General features: G+C 64.1%; 14 protein-coding genes. 4 read left to right on the forward strand and 10 right to left on the reverse strand.

Annotation, left to right across the window (positions count from 1 at the left end):
- Positions 1-4 precede the first annotated feature (4 nt).
- Entirely contained in the window at positions 5-628 is a 624-nt protein-coding gene (locus ACAW63_RS03170) for a 2OG-Fe(II) oxygenase (RefSeq protein WP_371231630.1), read from the reverse strand.
- 100 nt (positions 629-728) lie between these two features.
- Here ACAW63_RS03170 and ACAW63_RS03175 point away from each other — a divergent pair, with 100 nt between their 5' ends.
- Complete coding sequence (locus ACAW63_RS03175; protein WP_371231632.1) at positions 729-1,469, forward strand: hypothetical protein; 741 nt, start codon at positions 729-731, stop codon at positions 1,467-1,469.
- Between the two features lie 138 nt (positions 1,470-1,607).
- Here ACAW63_RS03175 and ACAW63_RS03180 read toward each other — a convergent pair whose 3' ends face one another.
- Positions 1,608-2,546, reverse strand: a complete 939-nt coding sequence (locus tag ACAW63_RS03180) for an alpha/beta hydrolase (RefSeq protein WP_371231633.1) — start codon at positions 2,544-2,546, stop codon at positions 1,608-1,610.
- Positions 2,547-2,620: 74 nt separating this feature from the next.
- Between ACAW63_RS03180 and ACAW63_RS03185 the strand changes: the two genes are divergently transcribed.
- On the forward strand, positions 2,621-3,247 hold the full coding sequence (locus ACAW63_RS03185) for a DUF6436 domain-containing protein (protein ID WP_371231635.1): 627 nt from the start codon (positions 2,621-2,623) through the stop codon (positions 3,245-3,247).
- Positions 3,248-3,332: 85 nt separating this feature from the next.
- Positions 3,333-3,833 (forward strand): transcriptional regulator, encoded by a 501-nt coding sequence (locus ACAW63_RS03190; RefSeq protein WP_371231637.1) that lies wholly within the window; start codon positions 3,333-3,335, stop codon positions 3,831-3,833.
- Positions 3,834-3,839: 6 nt separating this feature from the next.
- On the opposite strand, the gene ACAW63_RS03195 is transcribed toward ACAW63_RS03190, so the two are convergent.
- On the reverse strand, positions 3,840-4,892 hold the full coding sequence (locus ACAW63_RS03195; protein WP_371231639.1) for an AraC family transcriptional regulator ligand-binding domain-containing protein: 1,053 nt from the start codon (positions 4,890-4,892) through the stop codon (positions 3,840-3,842).
- A gap of 121 nt (positions 4,893-5,013) precedes the next feature.
- On the opposite strand from ACAW63_RS03195, the gene ACAW63_RS03200 reads away from it, so the two are divergent.
- The gene (locus tag ACAW63_RS03200; protein WP_371231641.1) at positions 5,014-7,401 is read left to right on the forward strand and encodes a penicillin acylase family protein; all 2,388 of its coding nucleotides are present in this window, start codon (positions 5,014-5,016) and stop codon (positions 7,399-7,401) included.
- Positions 7,402-7,802: 401 nt separating this feature from the next.
- Here ACAW63_RS03200 and ACAW63_RS03205 read toward each other — a convergent pair whose 3' ends face one another.
- From ACAW63_RS03205 to ACAW63_RS03235, 7 genes are all read right to left on the reverse strand, one after another.
- Positions 7,803-8,678, reverse strand: coding sequence for an ABC transporter permease subunit (locus ACAW63_RS03205; RefSeq protein WP_275609185.1), 876 nt, complete (start codon positions 8,676-8,678; stop codon positions 7,803-7,805).
- A complete protein-coding gene (locus tag ACAW63_RS03210) occupies positions 8,675-9,556 on the reverse strand; it encodes an ABC transporter permease subunit (protein ID WP_371234557.1) in 882 nt (293 codons plus the stop codon). The genes ACAW63_RS03205 and ACAW63_RS03210 overlap by 4 nt, the downstream gene beginning before the upstream one ends.
- A gap of 26 nt (positions 9,557-9,582) precedes the next feature.
- On the reverse strand, positions 9,583-10,737 hold the full coding sequence (locus tag ACAW63_RS03215) for an ABC transporter ATP-binding protein (protein WP_275609186.1): 1,155 nt from the start codon (positions 10,735-10,737) through the stop codon (positions 9,583-9,585).
- Positions 10,738-10,889: 152 nt separating this feature from the next.
- Positions 10,890-11,978: a polyamine ABC transporter substrate-binding protein gene (locus tag ACAW63_RS03220; protein ID WP_371234559.1), complete on the reverse strand. Its 1,089-nt coding sequence runs from the start codon at positions 11,976-11,978 to the stop codon at positions 10,890-10,892.
- Between the two features lie 226 nt (positions 11,979-12,204).
- The gene (locus ACAW63_RS03225; RefSeq protein ID WP_371231643.1) at positions 12,205-13,305 is read right to left on the reverse strand and encodes a polyamine ABC transporter substrate-binding protein; all 1,101 of its coding nucleotides are present in this window, start codon (positions 13,303-13,305) and stop codon (positions 12,205-12,207) included.
- A gap of 117 nt (positions 13,306-13,422) precedes the next feature.
- Entirely contained in the window at positions 13,423-14,787 is a 1,365-nt protein-coding gene (locus tag ACAW63_RS03230; RefSeq protein ID WP_371231645.1) for an aspartate aminotransferase family protein, read from the reverse strand.
- A gap of 61 nt (positions 14,788-14,848) precedes the next feature.
- Positions 14,849-16,207, reverse strand: coding sequence for a glutamine synthetase family protein (locus ACAW63_RS03235; RefSeq protein WP_371231647.1), 1,359 nt, complete (start codon positions 16,205-16,207; stop codon positions 14,849-14,851).
- Between the last annotated feature and the right edge of the window lie 24 nt (positions 16,208-16,231).

Raw genomic sequence — 16,231 nt, forward strand, 5'->3', positions numbered from 1 at the left:
GGGCTCAGAAGGACGAATCACCGCGCCGACGGAACCAGCCGGTCAGCGACAGCCGCTCTTGGCTGGCCGGCAACACTTCGTGGGGGAACTCGCCGGAGAGGAACACCACCAGCCGTCCGCCAATCGGCGCCAGGTCCAGCGTCTGCTCGTCGGGCAGGTACATCCGCAGCGCGCCGCCCTGCGCTTCCCGCCAGTCGGGATTGAGGTAGAACACTGCAGAGAGGGTACGGCGATCGTCGTCGCGGAAGCGGTCCAGGTGCTTCTGGTAGAACGCGCCCGGCGGATAGAGGGCGAAGTGTCCCTCGAAGTCTTCCAGGCCGAGGTAGAGCGAGCGGTTGATCAGTCGGCGCAACTCGTCCAGCGCCCCCAGGTAGAGATCGCAGGCTTCGGACTGGCCAGGTTCTATCCATTGGATACGGTCGCCGCGGATGCCTTCGCGCACCGCCTGCCCCTCGCCCCGGCCGATGGCAGCAGCGGCCAGCTTGCCGGCCGCATCACGGGCACGGCACTCCGTCGCCAATTGGGCGATCAGGGCATCGGGAAGGAAGGCGTCCTGCTGCGACCAGCCCTTGTCGGCAAGGTCGTCGACAATGCGCTGCAGGAGGGAAGAATCGGTGTCGAAATCCATGACGCATTGTAACGTCCGACGCCAGTGGCTCGACAAGCAGGGCAAGCCTTGCCGACAATAGCCCCCGGCGAGCGAACCCTGCCGCCCACAAGGAGTTGCAATGCGCGTACTGCTGGCCCTCACTCTTCTGGTACTGGGCATGCCCGCCCTGGCTGACAATTACCAGCGCCTCTACCAGGCCGCCGGTTGGCCCGAGCAGCGCGCACACTTCAATGACGCCCTGCACGCCGCGCAGAAGCGCTACCAGGGCAACCTGCCGCCGGCGCTCTACCAGGCCCTGGTGGACAACAGCAACCGCCGCTTCGCCGCCGCCGACATCGACCAGCGCGCCCTCTCCAGCCTGCGCCAGAACCTGCCGGACAGCACACCGGCGCTGACCTTCTTCGAATCCCCCCTGGGCCGCAAGGTCGCCAACGCCGAGACCTTCGCCACCCGCAGCGACCAGTTGCTCAAGTACGCCAATGGCCTGCCGCGCCAACAGGCCAGCGACGCCCGGCGCCAGTTGGTGCAACGCCTGGGCAAGGTGCTGCCGGCCCGCGAAGCCGGCGCGGAAGTCAGCCTGGCGCTGGCCAGCGTCGCCGCCGACAGCCTCAGCCAGATGCTCCCCGGCCTGCTCGGCGCCGGGCAGGCGCAGGGCATGCTCGATGGCCAACGACAGAAGCTGATGGGGCAGATCGGCGCCGATCTGGATAACACCCTGCTCTATGTCTATCGCGGGCTGGACGATGCCGAGCTGGGCCAGTTCGCTGCGTTCAGCGAGTCCCCGGCCGGGCGCAGCTACTATCGCGCCGCCCTGGCCGCCCTGCGCGCCGGGTTGTCCGTTTCATCCGACGGTCAGTGATCGGATTTTACCTACAGCACCTGGAGACCACTCCGAGGGATCGCTCACCTAGAATCATTCCCGCTGTAGCGGGGGTGGCGCCTGAGGAAGATGGCGCAGGGAGTGAAGGACACACCCCCATCTCCCCGGCCTTTCCGTCTATCCCAATCTCTCGCTGAGAAATTCGAAATAGCGCTGGCGCAGGACCTCGCTCTCGTTCGCCAGATGGTGCCGCGCGCCGGTGAGCAGCAGGCACTCGATCTTCTCGAACTTGTCCTCCAGCACCCTCAGGTTGTACCGCCAGTCCACCGTCTCGTCGGCGTCGCCCTGCACCACCAGCAGGCTTTGCCCGCCCGGAGAGGCGGCCTCGATACGTGGAATCCAGCGCGCCAGGGCACCCACCCAGGCGGTCGGCAGGGTGCGCGGCTGCAGGGGATCGCGATCCCGCAGGAAGGCCAGGAACTCGGGGTCGGTGGAGTTTTCGGTGAAGCGTCGCGGAATCGAATCCACGAAGGGCCGCAATACCTGGTAGCTCAATTTCGACCAGCCCCAGGCACGGGGGCGGACCAGCGGCGCCAGCAGGATGGTTCGCCCCAGCTCCGGCCGCATCTCGCCGGTCAGCAGATAGTCCAGCAGGATCGCCCCACCGGTACTCTGCCCGCACAGGTGCCAGGGCTGCGGCAGATCCAGCGCCTGGGCCTGGCCGATCAGGCCGGCCAGCACCGTCTGGTACTCGGAGAAATCGCCGATGCTCGCCGCCTTGCCTTCCGACAGGCCGTGCCCCGGCAGGTCGCAGGCCAATACCGCGAAGCCCATACCCACCGCCCAGTCGATCACATGGCGGTACAGGCCCATGTGGTCGTAGTAGCCGTGCAACAGCAGCAGGGTGCCGCGTGCCAGCGCCGGCCGCCAGAGCTGCGCGGCGATGCGATAACCGCCGGCCTCGAACGTGCCCAGGCGGCTGTGCAGGCCGGAGTGGCGCCCGCCCAGGTCGAGCCCGTAGAAACGCTGATACAGGGCGATACCACCCTCCGTCGTTGCTGCGGTCAGTGGTCGCAGGAGCGGACGCAGCAGATCGGGCTGGAAGGCTTCTGGCATGGGCAATTCGCTTATCGGCAGGAAGTGAAAGGGAGCTCGGTGCGCTGCTGGGATATTCAGCCGCGGCCGTGATCATGGCAAGCTTGGCGGCTATCTTACTGGCCGCCGTCTGCGAGAGATGCATGTCCACCCGCCGCAAAACGCTTATCGGCTGGCTGATCGCCGCCCTCTGCCTCGCCGGCCTGCTCAGTACCTACGCCTGGTACGAGAAGCGCTACATCCGCCCCTTCAGCCAGCAGCCGCAGCTGTTCTCCGGCGACCACCTGATGCTGCCGGCGCAGCTGGCCGGCCCCGGACACATCCGCCTGGTGCATTTCTGGGACCCGGCCTGTCCGTGCAACGTCGGCAACCAGCAGCACCTCGCCGAGCTGATCGCGCGCTTCGCCCCGCAAGGCGTGGACTTCTACGCCGTGCAGAAGGCCGGCAGTCACGGGCAACTGCCCGACACCCTGAAGTCCATGCGCCCGCTGCCCACCCTGCCCGGCGCCGAACAACTGCCCGCCACGCCTGCCGTGGCGATCTGGGACGCCCAGGGCAATCTCGCCTACGTCGGCCCCTACAGCGAAGGCGCGGTGTGCACCTCCAGCAACAGCTTCATCGAACCGATCCTCGAGGCGCTGGTGCAGGGCCGGCGCGTACAGGCGACCCATACCCTGGCGGTCGGCTGCTATTGCCCCTGGACCGGCACCGCGAAGAAGTAGTGACGCAACACCTGAAATGCCAGCCAAACCATGGCTACACTTAGGCGCCGGCCCATGAAGGGCCGTTCGCTATCAAGGAGTTCACATGCGTCTTCATCCCGCCCTCGCCCTGTGCGCCGCTCTCGCCCTGCCGCTGGCCGCTCACGCGGACGACACGCCCAGCAGCAGCCAGGTGATGGCCCAGCACAAGGAGGCCATCAACAACCGCCTCGCCGACATCGACTACAAGCGCAAGCGCATCGTCGAAGCGAACATGAAGCTCAACCCACAGGAAGGCGAGAAGTTCTGGCCGATCTACAACAGCTACCGTACCGAGGCCGACAAGCTGAGCAAGAAGACGCTGTCGATCATCATCGACTACGCCGGCGCCTATAACACCGGCGCGGTCAGCAATGACGAGGCCACCAAGCTGCAGAAGCAGGTGCTGGAGCTGCAGGACGACAAGCAGGACCTGAAGGAGAAGTACGTCAAGCGCATCGCCAAGGAAGTCTCGGCCACCCGCGCCCTGCGCTTCCTGCAGATCGAGGACCAGCTCGACGCCATGGCCCTGCTCGAAGTGACCCGCGAGATCCCGCTGGCCGACTGATCGCGCTCAGGACTCGGCACCGCCCTCGCGCAGCCATTGTCGGTAGCGCTCCGGCGGCGCCGAGTACCAACGTCGGAACGCCCGGTAGAAGGGCGACAACTCGGCGAAGCCGCAGGCGCGAGCCACGTCGCGGATCGCCATCCCCTGATCCAGCATCTGCGCGGCACGCTGCCGGCGCACCTCCTCTCGTACATCCCTGAAGGTCTGCGCCCTGGCCGCCAGGCTGCGCTGCAGCAGCCCGGGACGCACGCCCAGCTCGCCCGCGCAACTGCGCAGCGAGCACTCCCCCGCCCCCAGCCGCACGCCGATCAGATAGCGCAGGCGGTTGAGCAGGTCGTTCTCGTCGAACGTCCCCAACTGCTCGCGAGCATGGGCGCTGAGCAGGCGGTGCAAGTCCGGGTTGGCGGTGCGCGAAGGACGCGAGAGCAATGCACGATCGAACAGCACGGCATCGTGGGGCTGGCCGAATCGCGGGGTGAGCCCGTACAGCCGCCGATGCTCGGTCAGGCGCCGCGGCGCGGTGTGGCGGAATTCGATGGCACCGACGCGGAATTCGCCGTCGGTGATCAGCGCCAGCAGCTTGAGGAACAGCAGCATCAGGCATTCCATCTGCTGACGCAGGCTCGGCACGCCCAGGTAGTTGAGGTCGAGGATCAACCGTACCTGCTCGCCCTCCTCCTGCATCTGCGCGGCGAAGCCCCCGGAGAGGATGTGCTGGAAACGCAGGAAGCTCGCCAGGGCCTCGCGCAGGTCGGCACTGGCCATCAACAGGTAGCCGACCACATCCAGCAGGCGCGGCTTCATCACCTCGCCCAGGTGCAGGCCGATGTCGCGGTCGCCGGTGATCTCATCGAGCGTGCTCCAGAACAGCGGCGCGTCGTCATGCACCAGGCGGCCGCTCTGGGCCGGCGCCGGCAGGCGGACCTTCTGCAGGGCCTGGCGATAGATGTCGGTCGGGTCGAAGCCCAGGTCGGCGAGCGATTCATACAACAGTCGCCGCAGCGTGGCGGACTGGGTCAGCGCGGGGGTGGCCGGGAAATTCAGCTCGGGGATGGACACGGCGTCTCGTTGCTCGATCACAGCAGTTTGACCAAAGAATTCCAGCCCAGAGACATTCGGTCAATGAACGGCAACGTCCTTCCTTTGCAAAATCCCTCGCATAACAACAAGGAGTTGCCGCATGAAACGCACTTTGACTGTCCTCGCTGTCGTCGTGGCCGCCGCCGCGGCGGGTGCCGGCTGGTACCTGCACGGCAAGCAACCGCAACGTGACGGACAGCTGCCCCTGGCCGGCCTGCACAGCGAGGTCACGGTTCGCTACGACGAGCGCGGCGTGCCGCACATCAAGGCCGGTAGCGAGGATGACCTGTACCGGGCAATCGGCTACGTCCACGCCCAGGACCGCCTGTTCCAGATGGAGATGCTGCGACGCCTGTCGCGCGGCGAGCTGGCCGAGGTGCTGGGGCCCAAGCTGGTGGACACCGACCGCCTGTTCCGCAGCCTGCGCATTCGCGACAAGGCCGCCGACTACGTGGCGCGCCAGGACAGGAACTCCCCGGCCTGGAAGGCGCTGGTGGCCTACCTCGATGGCGTCAATCAGTTCCAGGAGAGCCATCCGCGCCCGCTGGAGTTCGACATCCTCGGTATCCCCAAGCGGCCGTTCACTCCCGAGGATACGGTCAGCGTCGCCGGCTACATGGCCTACAGCTTCGCCGCCGCCTTCCGCACCGAGCCGGTGCTGACCTATGTACGCGACCAGCTGGGGACGGACTACCTGAAGGTCTTCGACCTGGCCTGGCATCCGGACGGCGTGCTCAAGCCGAGCCCGCTGGCCGCCGCCGACTGGCAGGACCTCGACGCCATTGCGCGGATCAGCCACACGGCGCTGGAAGAAGCCGGCCTGCCGCAGTTCGAGGGCAGCAACGCCTGGGCCGTCTCCGGCAGCCGCACCAGGAGCGGCAAGCCGCTGCTGGCGGGCGATCCGCACATCCGCTTCGCGGTGCCGGCGGTGTGGTACGAGATCCAGACCAGCGCCCCGGGCTTCGAGCTCTACGGGCACTACCAGGCGCTCAACCCGTTCGCCTCGCTCGGCCACAACGAGCAGTTCGGCTGGAGCCTGACCATGTTCCAGAACGACGACGTCGACCTGATCGCCGAGAAGGTCAATCCGGACAACCCCAACCAGGTCTGGTACCAGGGGCAATGGGTCGACCTGAAGAGCGAGGAGCAGAGCATCGCGGTCAAGGGCCAGGCGCCGGTGAAGATCACCCTGCGCAGCTCGCCCCACGGCCCACTGGTCAACGATGCCCTGGGCACCGCCTCGGGCAAGACGCCGGTGGCGATGTGGTGGGCCTTCCTCGAAACCCAGAACCCGATCCTCGACGCCTTCTATCAGCTCGACCGTGCCGACACCCTGGACAAGGCCCGCGCCGCAGCCTCGAAAATCCACTCGCCGGGCCTCAACGTGATCTGGGCCAACGCCCGCGGCGACATCGGCTGGTGGGCCTCGGCGCAACTGCCGGTGCGCCCGGACGGGGTGGTGCCGTACTTCCTGCTCGACGGCAGCACGGGGCAGGCCGACAAGAGCGGCTTCTATCCCTTCCGCGAAAACCCGCAGGAAGAGAACCCGGCGCGCGGCTACATCGTGTCCGCCAACTTCCAGCCGGTCCCGGCCAATGGCCGGCCGATCCCCGGCTACTACAACCTGCCCGATCGCGGCCAGCGCCTGAACGAGCGCCTGGCCGACACCTCGGTGAAGTGGGACCTGCAGAACAGCCAGGCGCTGCAACTGGACACCGCCACCGGCTATGGGCCGCGGGTCCTCAAGCCGTTGCTGCCGCTGCTGCGCGAGGCGGCTTCGACGGCCGAGGAGAAGGCGCTGGTGGAGCAACTGGCGACCTGGCAGGGCGATCACCCGGTCGACTCGGTCACCGCCACCCTGTTCAACCAGCTGCTGTACCAGATTGCCGAAGGCGCGATGCGCGACGAGATGGGCGATGCCTTCTTCGACAACCTGCTGTCGACCCGCGTGCTGGATGTCGCCCTGCCGCGCCTGGCGGCCGATGACAGCTCGCCCTGGTGGGACAACCGCAAGACGGAGCAGAAGGAAGCCCGCGCCGATATCGTCAAGGCCGCCTGGAAGGCCAGCCTGGACCACCTGCGCGCGACGCTGGGCCAGGATTCGGCGCAATGGCAGTGGGGCAAGGCGCACACCCTGACCCACGGCCACCCGCTGGGACAGCAGAAGCCACTGGATCGGATCTTCAACGTCGGCCCCTTCGCCGCACCCGGTGGGCACGAGATGCCGAACAACCTGTCGCACCGCGTCGGCCCGGCGCCCTGGCAGGTGGTGTACGGCCCGTCGACCCGCCGCCTGATCGACTTCGCCGACCCCGCTCACAGCCTGGGCATCAACCCGGTCGGCCAGAGCGGCGTGCCCTTCGACAAGCACTACGACGATCAGGCGCAGGCCTACATCGACGGTCAGTACCTGCCCCAGCACTTCGAGGAGGCCGAAGTGAAGGCCAACACCCAGGGCCTGCTCAGGCTGGTACCGGCCAAGCGCTGAACCGCCGCTGCAAAACAAAACCCCGCGAAAGCGGGGTTTTGTTTTGCAGCTTGAAAGAGAGTGCTGCGGGAGATGCCGAAGCTCCCTGGCGCGTTATTTCCCCTAGGGATAACACTCGGGGTGTTGTATTGGGCGCCCTCTCCCGCACGTGTGCCAATGGTTTCACTGGAAGTTGCCGCTGACGCTGCCGGCCCTGGTTCGGGGGAGGCCGGTAAACGCCACCGAACGAGTTAAATATTAGTTGGCCATTTCACCGGAGTAGGGCTTTGTACTTACAGATTTTTCCGATAAACCCAGTAATTCCAGACACTTCGGAATAACGTGGGCGCAAAAAACACGGGCCACCCGAAGGTGGCCCGTGGTTCGACAATCGCCGGAAGCAACCGGCCGACAAGACGGTGTCAGGCGGTGGCTGTCGAACCCTTTTGCTGCCAGTCGGTCGCGTTGGACTCCATGGCTTCCTGGATCGCACGCTTGCGACGCTCTTCGGCCTGACGGGTGAAGTACCAGGCGAAGAAGGTGAACAGCGAAACGGTCAGCAGGATCAGGCTGGCAACGGCGTTGATCTCCGGCTTCACACCCAGGCGCACGGCGGAGAACACCTCCATCGGCAGGGTGGTGGAGCCGGGACCGGACACGAAGCTGGCCAGTACCAGGTCGTCCAGCGACAGGGCGAAGGACATCATGCCGCCCGCCGCCAGCGACGGCGCGATCATCGGGATGGTGATCAGCAGGAACACTTTCCAGGGCTTGGCACCCAGGTCCATGGCTGCTTCTTCGATGGACAGGTCCAGCTCACGCAGGCGCGCCGACACCACTACCGCCACGTAGGAGGAGCAGAAGCTGGTGTGGGCGATCCAGATGGTGACGATGCCGCGCTCCTGCGGCCAGCCGATCAGCTGGGCCATGGCCACGAACAGCAGCAGCAGCGACAGACCGGTGATCACCTCGGGCATGACCAGCGGCGCGGTGACCATGCCGCCGAACAGCGTACGGCCACGGAAGCGCGGGATGCGGGTCAGCACGAAGGCGGCCAGGGTGCCCAGGGCCACGGAGGAGAACGCGGTGTAGACGGCGATTTCCAGCGAGCGGAACACCGAACCGATCAGTTGCTGGTTGTCGAGCAGGCCGACGTACCACTTGACCGACCAGCCCCCCCAGACGGTCACGAGCTTCGAGCCGTTGAAGGAGTAGATGACCAGGATGATCATCGGCACGTAGATGAAGAGCAGGCCCAACACCAGCATGATGTTGGAGAACGACCAACGCTTGTTCATACCTTGCCCTCCAGCTCTTTCGCCTGGTTCTTGTTAAAGAGAATGATGGGCACGATCAGGATCGCCAGCATCACGACGGCGAGGGCGGAAGCCACCGGCCAGTCACGGTTGTTGAAGAATTCCTGCCACAGCACCTTGCCGATCATCAGCGTCTCGGGGCCGCCGAGCAGTTCCGGGATCACGAACTCGCCCACCGCCGGGATGAACACCAGCATGCAGCCGGCGATGATGCCGTTCTTGGACAGCGGCACGGTGATCTTCCAGAAGCTGGTGAAGTTGCGCGCACCGAGGTCGGACGCGGCTTCCAGCAGGCTCATGTCGTGCTTCACCAGGTTGGCGTAGAGCGGCATGACCATGAACGGCAGGTACGAGTAGACGATGCCGATGTACACCGCGAAGTTGGTGTTGAGGATCGTCAGCGGCTCGTTGATCACGCCCAGCCACATCAGGAAGCCGTTGAGCAGGCCGTTGTTGGACAGGATGCCCATCCAGGCGTACACGCGGATCAGGATCGCCGTCCAGGTCGGCATCATGATCAGCAGCAGCAGCACGGTCTGCATCTCCTTGCTGGCGCGGGCGATGGCGTAGGCCATCGGGTAGCCGATCAGCAGGCAGAGGAAGGTGCTGATCGCCGCCATCTTCAGCGAGCCGAGGTAGGCGTCGATGTACAGCGGGTCGTCCGTCAGCATCAGGTAGTTGCCGAGGTTCATCACCACCTGCAACGTCTGGTCGGCGTACTGGAACACCTCGGTGTACGGCGGGATGGCCACGTCAGCGGCCGCCAGGCTGATCTTCAGCACGATGGCGAAGGGCAGCAGGAAGAACAGGAACAGCCAGAAGAACGGTATGCCGATGACGGCATGCCGCCCCCGTGGCATACGTTTCAGGATCGATGCGCCAATGTTCATGCTTGCAGTACCACGCCGCTGTCGTCATACCAGCTGATGTACACCGGCTGGTCCCAGGTCGGGCGTGCCACGTGGCGCTCGGCGTTGGCCATGAAGGCCTGCACGATCATGCCGGAGGCCAGCTTGATGTAGTACACCGAGTGGCCGCCCAGGTAGGCGATGTCATAGACGGTGCCCTGAGCCCAGTTGCAGCCTTCGTGCTCCAGGTTCTCGGGCTTCTGCGCGCTGACCATGACCTTCTCAGGACGCAGCGCGTAGGTGATGCGCTTGTTCTCGGCGCGGGTGCTGATGCCGTGGCCGATGTAGATCGGGTTTTCCAGCTTCGGACAGGCGATCACCGCATGGTCCTGCAGGTCTTCCACGATATCGCCGTCGAACAGGTTGACGTTGCCGATGAACTCGCAGACCAGGCGGCTGGCCGGGGTCTCGTAGATGTCCATGGGGCTGCCGATCTGCTCGATGCAACCCAGGTGCATGATGGCGATGCGCTGGGCCATGGTCATGGCCTCTTCCTGGTCGTGGGTCACCATCACGCAGGTCACGCCCACGCGCTCGATGATCTCCACCAGCTCCAGCTGCATCTGCGAACGCAGCTTCTTGTCCAGGGCGCCCATGGGCTCGTCGAGCAGCAGCAGCTTCGGACGCTTGGCCAGCGAGCGGGCCAGGGCCACGCGCTGACGCTGGCCACCGGAGAGCTGGTGCGGCTTGCGCTTGGCGTACTGGGTCATCTGCACGAGCTTGAGCATCTCGTCGACGATCTTGTCGATCTCGTCCTTGGGCAGACCGTCCTGCTTGAGGCCGAAGGCGATGTTCTGCGCCACGCTCATGTGGGGGAACAGGGCGTAGGACTGGAACATCATGTTGATCGGCCGCTCATAGGGCGGCAGGTCGGTAATGTCCTGGCCATCGAGGAAGATGCGACCTTCAGTGGGACGCTCGAAACCAGCCAGCATACGCAGAAGGGTCGACTTGCCCGACCCCGAACCACCGAGCAGGGCGAAGATCTCGCCCTTCTTGATATCCAGGGACACGCTGTCCACAGCCAACGTTTCGTCGAACTGCTTGCTGACCCGGTCGATTTTTACCAGAACCTCTTTAGGCTTCTGGTCGCCACTGAGGGCTTTCTTGTAGGCACCGGAGGCTATTGCCATTACCACAACTCCCAAATCATAGAGGCCCGGCCCCCGCGGCCGGGCATGCTTGGATAACTACAGGCTGGCGCAGTTTACGTGCGCCAAATGGGCATTCCGAGATCGCTCCGACGCACCGTGCCCGCACGGATGGAGCTCGGAAGGACCCGGGTTTACTTGCCCGACTTGATCTTGGTCCAGGAACGGGTCATTAGGCGCAGGGTCTTCGGCGGCAGCTCATGCTGCACGAAGAGTTTGTCGAGAACCTCCTGGGGGGGGTACACCTCAGGATTGTTGCGCACGGACTCATCCATGAATTCGCCAGCCTTGGGGTTCGGGTTGGCGTAACCGACGTAATCGCTGACCTTGGCGATCACTTCGGGCTTGAGCAGGTAGTTGATGAACGTGTGGGCGGCCTTGGGGTTGGAGGCATCCTTCGGAATGGCGAGGATGTCGAACCACAGGTTGGCGCCTTCCTTGGGAATGGCGTAGGCGATGTTCACGCCCTTGCCGGCTTCCTTGGCGCGGTTGGCGGCCTGGAATACGTCACCGGAGAAACCGGCCGCAACGCAGATGTTGCCGTTGGCCAGGTCGGAAATGTACTTGGAAGAATGGAAGTAGGTGACGTACGGACGCACCGCCATCAGCTTCTCTTCCACCTTCTTGTAGTCGTCAGGGTTGGTGCTGTTGGGGTCCAGCCCCAGGTACTTGAGCACAGCCGGCATCATCTCGTCGCCCGAATCGAGGAAGGCGACGCCGCACTGGCTGAGCTTCTTCATGTTCTCAGGCTCGAACAGGACGGCCCACGAATCGATCTTGTCGACACCCAGAACGGCCTTGACCTTGTCGACGTTGTAGCCGATGCCGTTGGTGCCCCACAGGTACGGCACGCCGTACAGGTTGCCCGGGTCATTGGCCTCGAGCTGTTTCATCAGGTGCGGGTCGAGGTTCGACCAGTTCGGCAGCTGGCTCTTGTCCAGCTTCTGGAACGCGCCCGCCTTGATCTGGCGGCCGAGGAAGTGGTTGGACGGCACGACCACGTCATAGCCGGTGCGGCCGGCCAGCAGTTTGCCTTCCAGGGTTTCGTTGGAGTCGAAGACGTCGTACACCGGCTTGATGCCGGTTTCCTTCTCGAAATCGGCCAGGGTGGTCTCGCCGATGTAGTCCGACCAGTTGTAGATATGGACGGTCTGCCCCGCCTGGGCCAGCGAGGTCAGGCTGAATACGGAGACTGCGGCGATCAGGGTTCTGCGGAAGGGAATGCGCACACGTTAGTCCTCTCGTTGTTTGAACTTCTTCTGTCGGTTGGCGGCGACGGCCGTTCCGTGGATAGCGCCAAAGCCTTCAGGTGCGCGAGAGCGCCTCGACTTGCGCAGCCATTCCACTGATGGAAGCTACGGAGTTCCTGCCGGGAGAACGGGGGAGCGAACTCCCCCGCCACCTACCCGGTACATCGGCCGGCGCGCGAACGCGCCGGCGACTTCCCGATTACTTGCCGGACTTGATGGTGGTCCAGCTGCGGGTCATCAGACGCTGGGTCTTCGCCGGCAGATCCGGGAAGGCGTACAGCTTCTTCATCACGTCTTCCGGCGGGTAGATACCCGGGTCGTTACGGATCTCTTCGCTCACCAGCGGAGTCGCGGCGGCATTACCGTTCGGGTAGGAAACGGTATCGGAGATCTCGGCCATGATCTGCGGCTCAAGAATGAAGTTGATCCACTTCAGCGCGGCATCCGGGTTCTCGGCATCCTTCGGGATGGCGATGGTGTCGAAGAACGCACCGGCACCTTCCTTCGGAATCTTGTAGCTGACGTTCACGCCGTTCTTGGCTTCCACGGCGCGGGACTTCGCCTGGTACACGTCACCCGAGTAGCCGATGGCCACGCAGATGTTGCCGTTGGCCAGGTCGGAGATGTACTTCGAGGAGTGGAAGTAGGAGACGTACGGACGAATCTTCAGGAACAGCGCTTCAGCTTCCTTCAGCTCTTTCGGGTCCTGGCTGTCCGACTTGTAGCCCAGGTAATGCAGGGCGGCCGGCAGCATTTCGGTCGGCGAGTCGAGGAAGCTCACGCCGCAGCCTTTGAGCTTCTGGATGTTTTCCGGCTTGAACACCAGGTCCCAGGAATCGACCGGCGCGTTGTCGCCCAGCGCAGCCTTGACCTTGTCCGGGTTGTAGCCGATGCCGATGGTGCCCCACATGTACGGAATGCCGTACTTGTTACCCGGGTCGCTGACTTCCATGGTCTTCATGATGTCGGCGTTCAGGTTCTTCCAGTTCGGCAGCTTGGAGCGATCCAGCGGCTGGTAGACACCGGCCTTGATCTGCTTGGCGAAGAAGGAGTTGGACGGAACCACGATGTCGTAACCCGATTTGCCGGCCAGCAGCTTGGCTTCCAGCACCTCGTTGCTGTCGTAGACGTCGTATACGACCTTGATCCCGGTTTCCTTGGTGAACTTGTCGACGGTGTCCGGTGCGATGTAGTCCGACCAGTTGTAAACGTGCAGCACTTTGTCATCTGCCTGCGCCATACCGGCCACAGCGCCCGCCAGAGTCACAGCGAGCAGGGATTTGCCGAGGGTGTTGAACATGCGGGTAGCTCCGTTTGTTTTTTTGATGTTCCGGGTGGCGTGGACAGTTCGATCCGTCACCACCCGGTGAGCCTGGCCAACGCACAGGCGCAGTCTGTCAAAGGTCCGGTGAAAGACTCAAGACAGAACGGCTGCGGCGGTTTGATCGAGGCACTTGCGCGCCAGGGTGATCAGGTCGTCGATCTGCGATTTCTCGATCACCAGGGGTGGCGAAATAATCATAGTGTCTCCGACCGCACGCATGATCAGGCCGTTGCGGAAGCAGTGCTCGCGGCACACCATCCCCACGCCCTTCTCAAAGCGTTCACGAGTCTTCTTGTTCTTCACCAGCTCCAGTGCCGCCACCAGACCGACGCCGCGTGCTTCGCCCACCAGCGGATGGTCGGCCAGCTCCTGCCAGCGTTTTTGCAAATACGGTGCCGTTTCGGTCTTCACTCGCTCGACGATCTTCTCTTCCCGCAGGATGCGGATGTTCTCCAGCGCGACAGCCGCCGCGACCGGGTGACCAGAGTAAGTGAAGCCGTGGTAGAACTCGCCACCCTCATTCAGGGTATGGACGATCTCGTCGCGAACGATCACGCCGCCCATGGGGATGTAGCCGGAGGTCAGGCCCTTGGCGATCGGCATCAGGTCCGGGGCGTTGCCGTAGTACTGGCTGCCGAACCATTCACCGGTACGGCCGAAGCCGCAGATCACTTCGTCGGCGATGAACAGGATGTCGTACTTGGCGAGGATCTCGCGGATCTTCGGCCAGTAGGTTTCCGGCGGAACGATCACGCCGCCCGCGCCCTGGATGGGCTCGGCGATGAAGGCGGCGACCTTGTCTTCGCCCACTTCCAGAATCTTCTTCTCCAGCTGCTCGGCAGCCCAGACGCCGAACTCTTCCGGCGACATGTCGCCGCCCTCGCCGTACCAGTACGGCTGCGGGATGTGCACGATGCCCGGAATCGGCAGGTCGCCCTGTTCGTGCAGCGCCTTCATGCCGCCCAGGCTGACGCCGGCGACGGTGGAGCCGTGGTAGCCGTTCCAGCGACCGATGACCACCTTCTTCTGCGGCTGACCCTTGATGGTCCAGTAGTGGCGGACCATGCGCAGCACGGTGTCGTTCGACTCGGAGCCCGAGCCGGTGAAGAACACGTGGTTCATGCCTTCGGGGGCGATGTCGGCGATGGCCTTGGCCAGTTCCAGCGCCGGCGGGTGGGCGGTCTGGAAGAACAGGTTGTAGTAGGGCAGCTCCTGCATCTGCTTGTAGGCGGCTTCAGCAAGTTCCTTGCGACCGTAGCCGACGTTCACGCACCACAGGCCGGCCATGCCATCGAGGATCTTGTTGCCCTCGCTGTCCCACAGGTAGATGCCTTCGGCCTTGGTGATGATGCGAGCGCCCTTCTCGTTCAGCTGCTTGTAATCGGTGAACGGAGCCAGGTGGTGTTCGCGGCTGAGCGCCTGCCAATGCTGGGTCTTGGCGCTGGTCTGGATAGTCATCTCGTAAAAACCTCTCTCTAAGTAACACAGGGCCCGGACGGGGTTCCGGGCCCCACGCCGATCAGACGGAAAGCAGGAGGAACTCACGTTCCCAGGAGCTGATCACCCGCTTAAAGTTCTCGTGTTCGGCGCGTTTGACCGCGACGTAACCACGAATGAACTTGTCGCCCAGGTAACTCTCCAGGGTCTTGCTGCCTTCCATGCGTTCCAGCGCCGCCTCGATGGTCAGGGGCAGACGCAGGTTACGCCGTTCGTAGCCACGGCCCTTGACCTGGGCACTGGGTTTGATGCCCTCGACCATGCCGATGTAGCCGCACAGCAGGCTGGCGGCCAGAGCCAGGTAGGGGTTGGCATCCGCGCCGGCCAGGCGGTTTTCCACACGCCGGTTCTCCGGGTTGGAGTCCGGTACGCGCAGGCCGACGGTACGGTTTTCTTCACCCCATTCCACGTTCACCGGCGCCGAGGTGTCGGGCAGGAAGCGGCGGAACGAATTGACGTTCGGGGCGAACAGCGGCAGGGCCTCAGGAATGAACTTCTGCAGGCCGCCGACGTGGTGCAGGAACAGCTCGCTCATGCTGCCGTCGGCATTGGAGAAGATGTTCTTGCCGGTCTTGAGGTCGATGATGCTCTGGTGCAGGTGCATGGCGCTGCCCGGCTCGCCGGTCATCGGCTTGGCCATGAAGGTGGCCGCCACGTTGTGCTTGAGCGCCGCCTCGCGCATGGTGCGCTTGAACACCACGATCTGGTCGGCCAGGTCCAGGGCATCGCCATGACGGAAGTTGATTTCCATCTGCGCGGTGCCTTCTTCATGGATCAGGGTGTCCAGATCCAGGCCCTGCAGTTCGCACCAGTCGTACATGTCCTCGAACAGCGGGTCGAATTCGTTCGCCGCGTCGATGGAGAAGGACTGGCGACCGGTCTCCTGGCGGCCGGAACGGCCCACCGGAGCCTGCAGCGGGTAATCGGGGTCGTCGCTGCGCTTGGTCAGGTAGAACTCCATCTCCGGCGCGACGATCGGCTTCCAGCCCTTGTCGGCGTAGAGCTGGAGCACGCGCTTGAGCACGTTGCGCGGCGACAGCTCGATGGGGTTGCCCATCTTGTCGTAGGTATCGTGAATCACCATCGCGGTCGGCTCGATGGCCCACGGGACGAGGAATACGGCATTCTCGTCCGGGCGGCAGACCATATCGATGTCGGCCGGGTCCAGCAGGTCGTAATAGATGTCGTCCTCGACGTAATCACCGGTCACGGTCTGCAGGAGAACACTCTCCGGCAGGCGCATGCCTTTCTCGTTGAGGAATTTTGCAGTCGGCGCGATCTTGCCCCGGGCAATCCCGGTCAGGTCGGCGATCATGCATTCCACCTCGGTGATCTTGCGTTCCTTCAGCCAGCTGCTGAGCTGGTCTAACTTGGTAGTCATAAAGACCTCAGGGGTTGAGAGCCG

The organism is Pseudomonas sp. QE6 (genome assembly GCF_041379005.1).
GTDB lineage: Bacteria > Pseudomonadota > Gammaproteobacteria > Pseudomonadales > Pseudomonadaceae > Pseudomonas.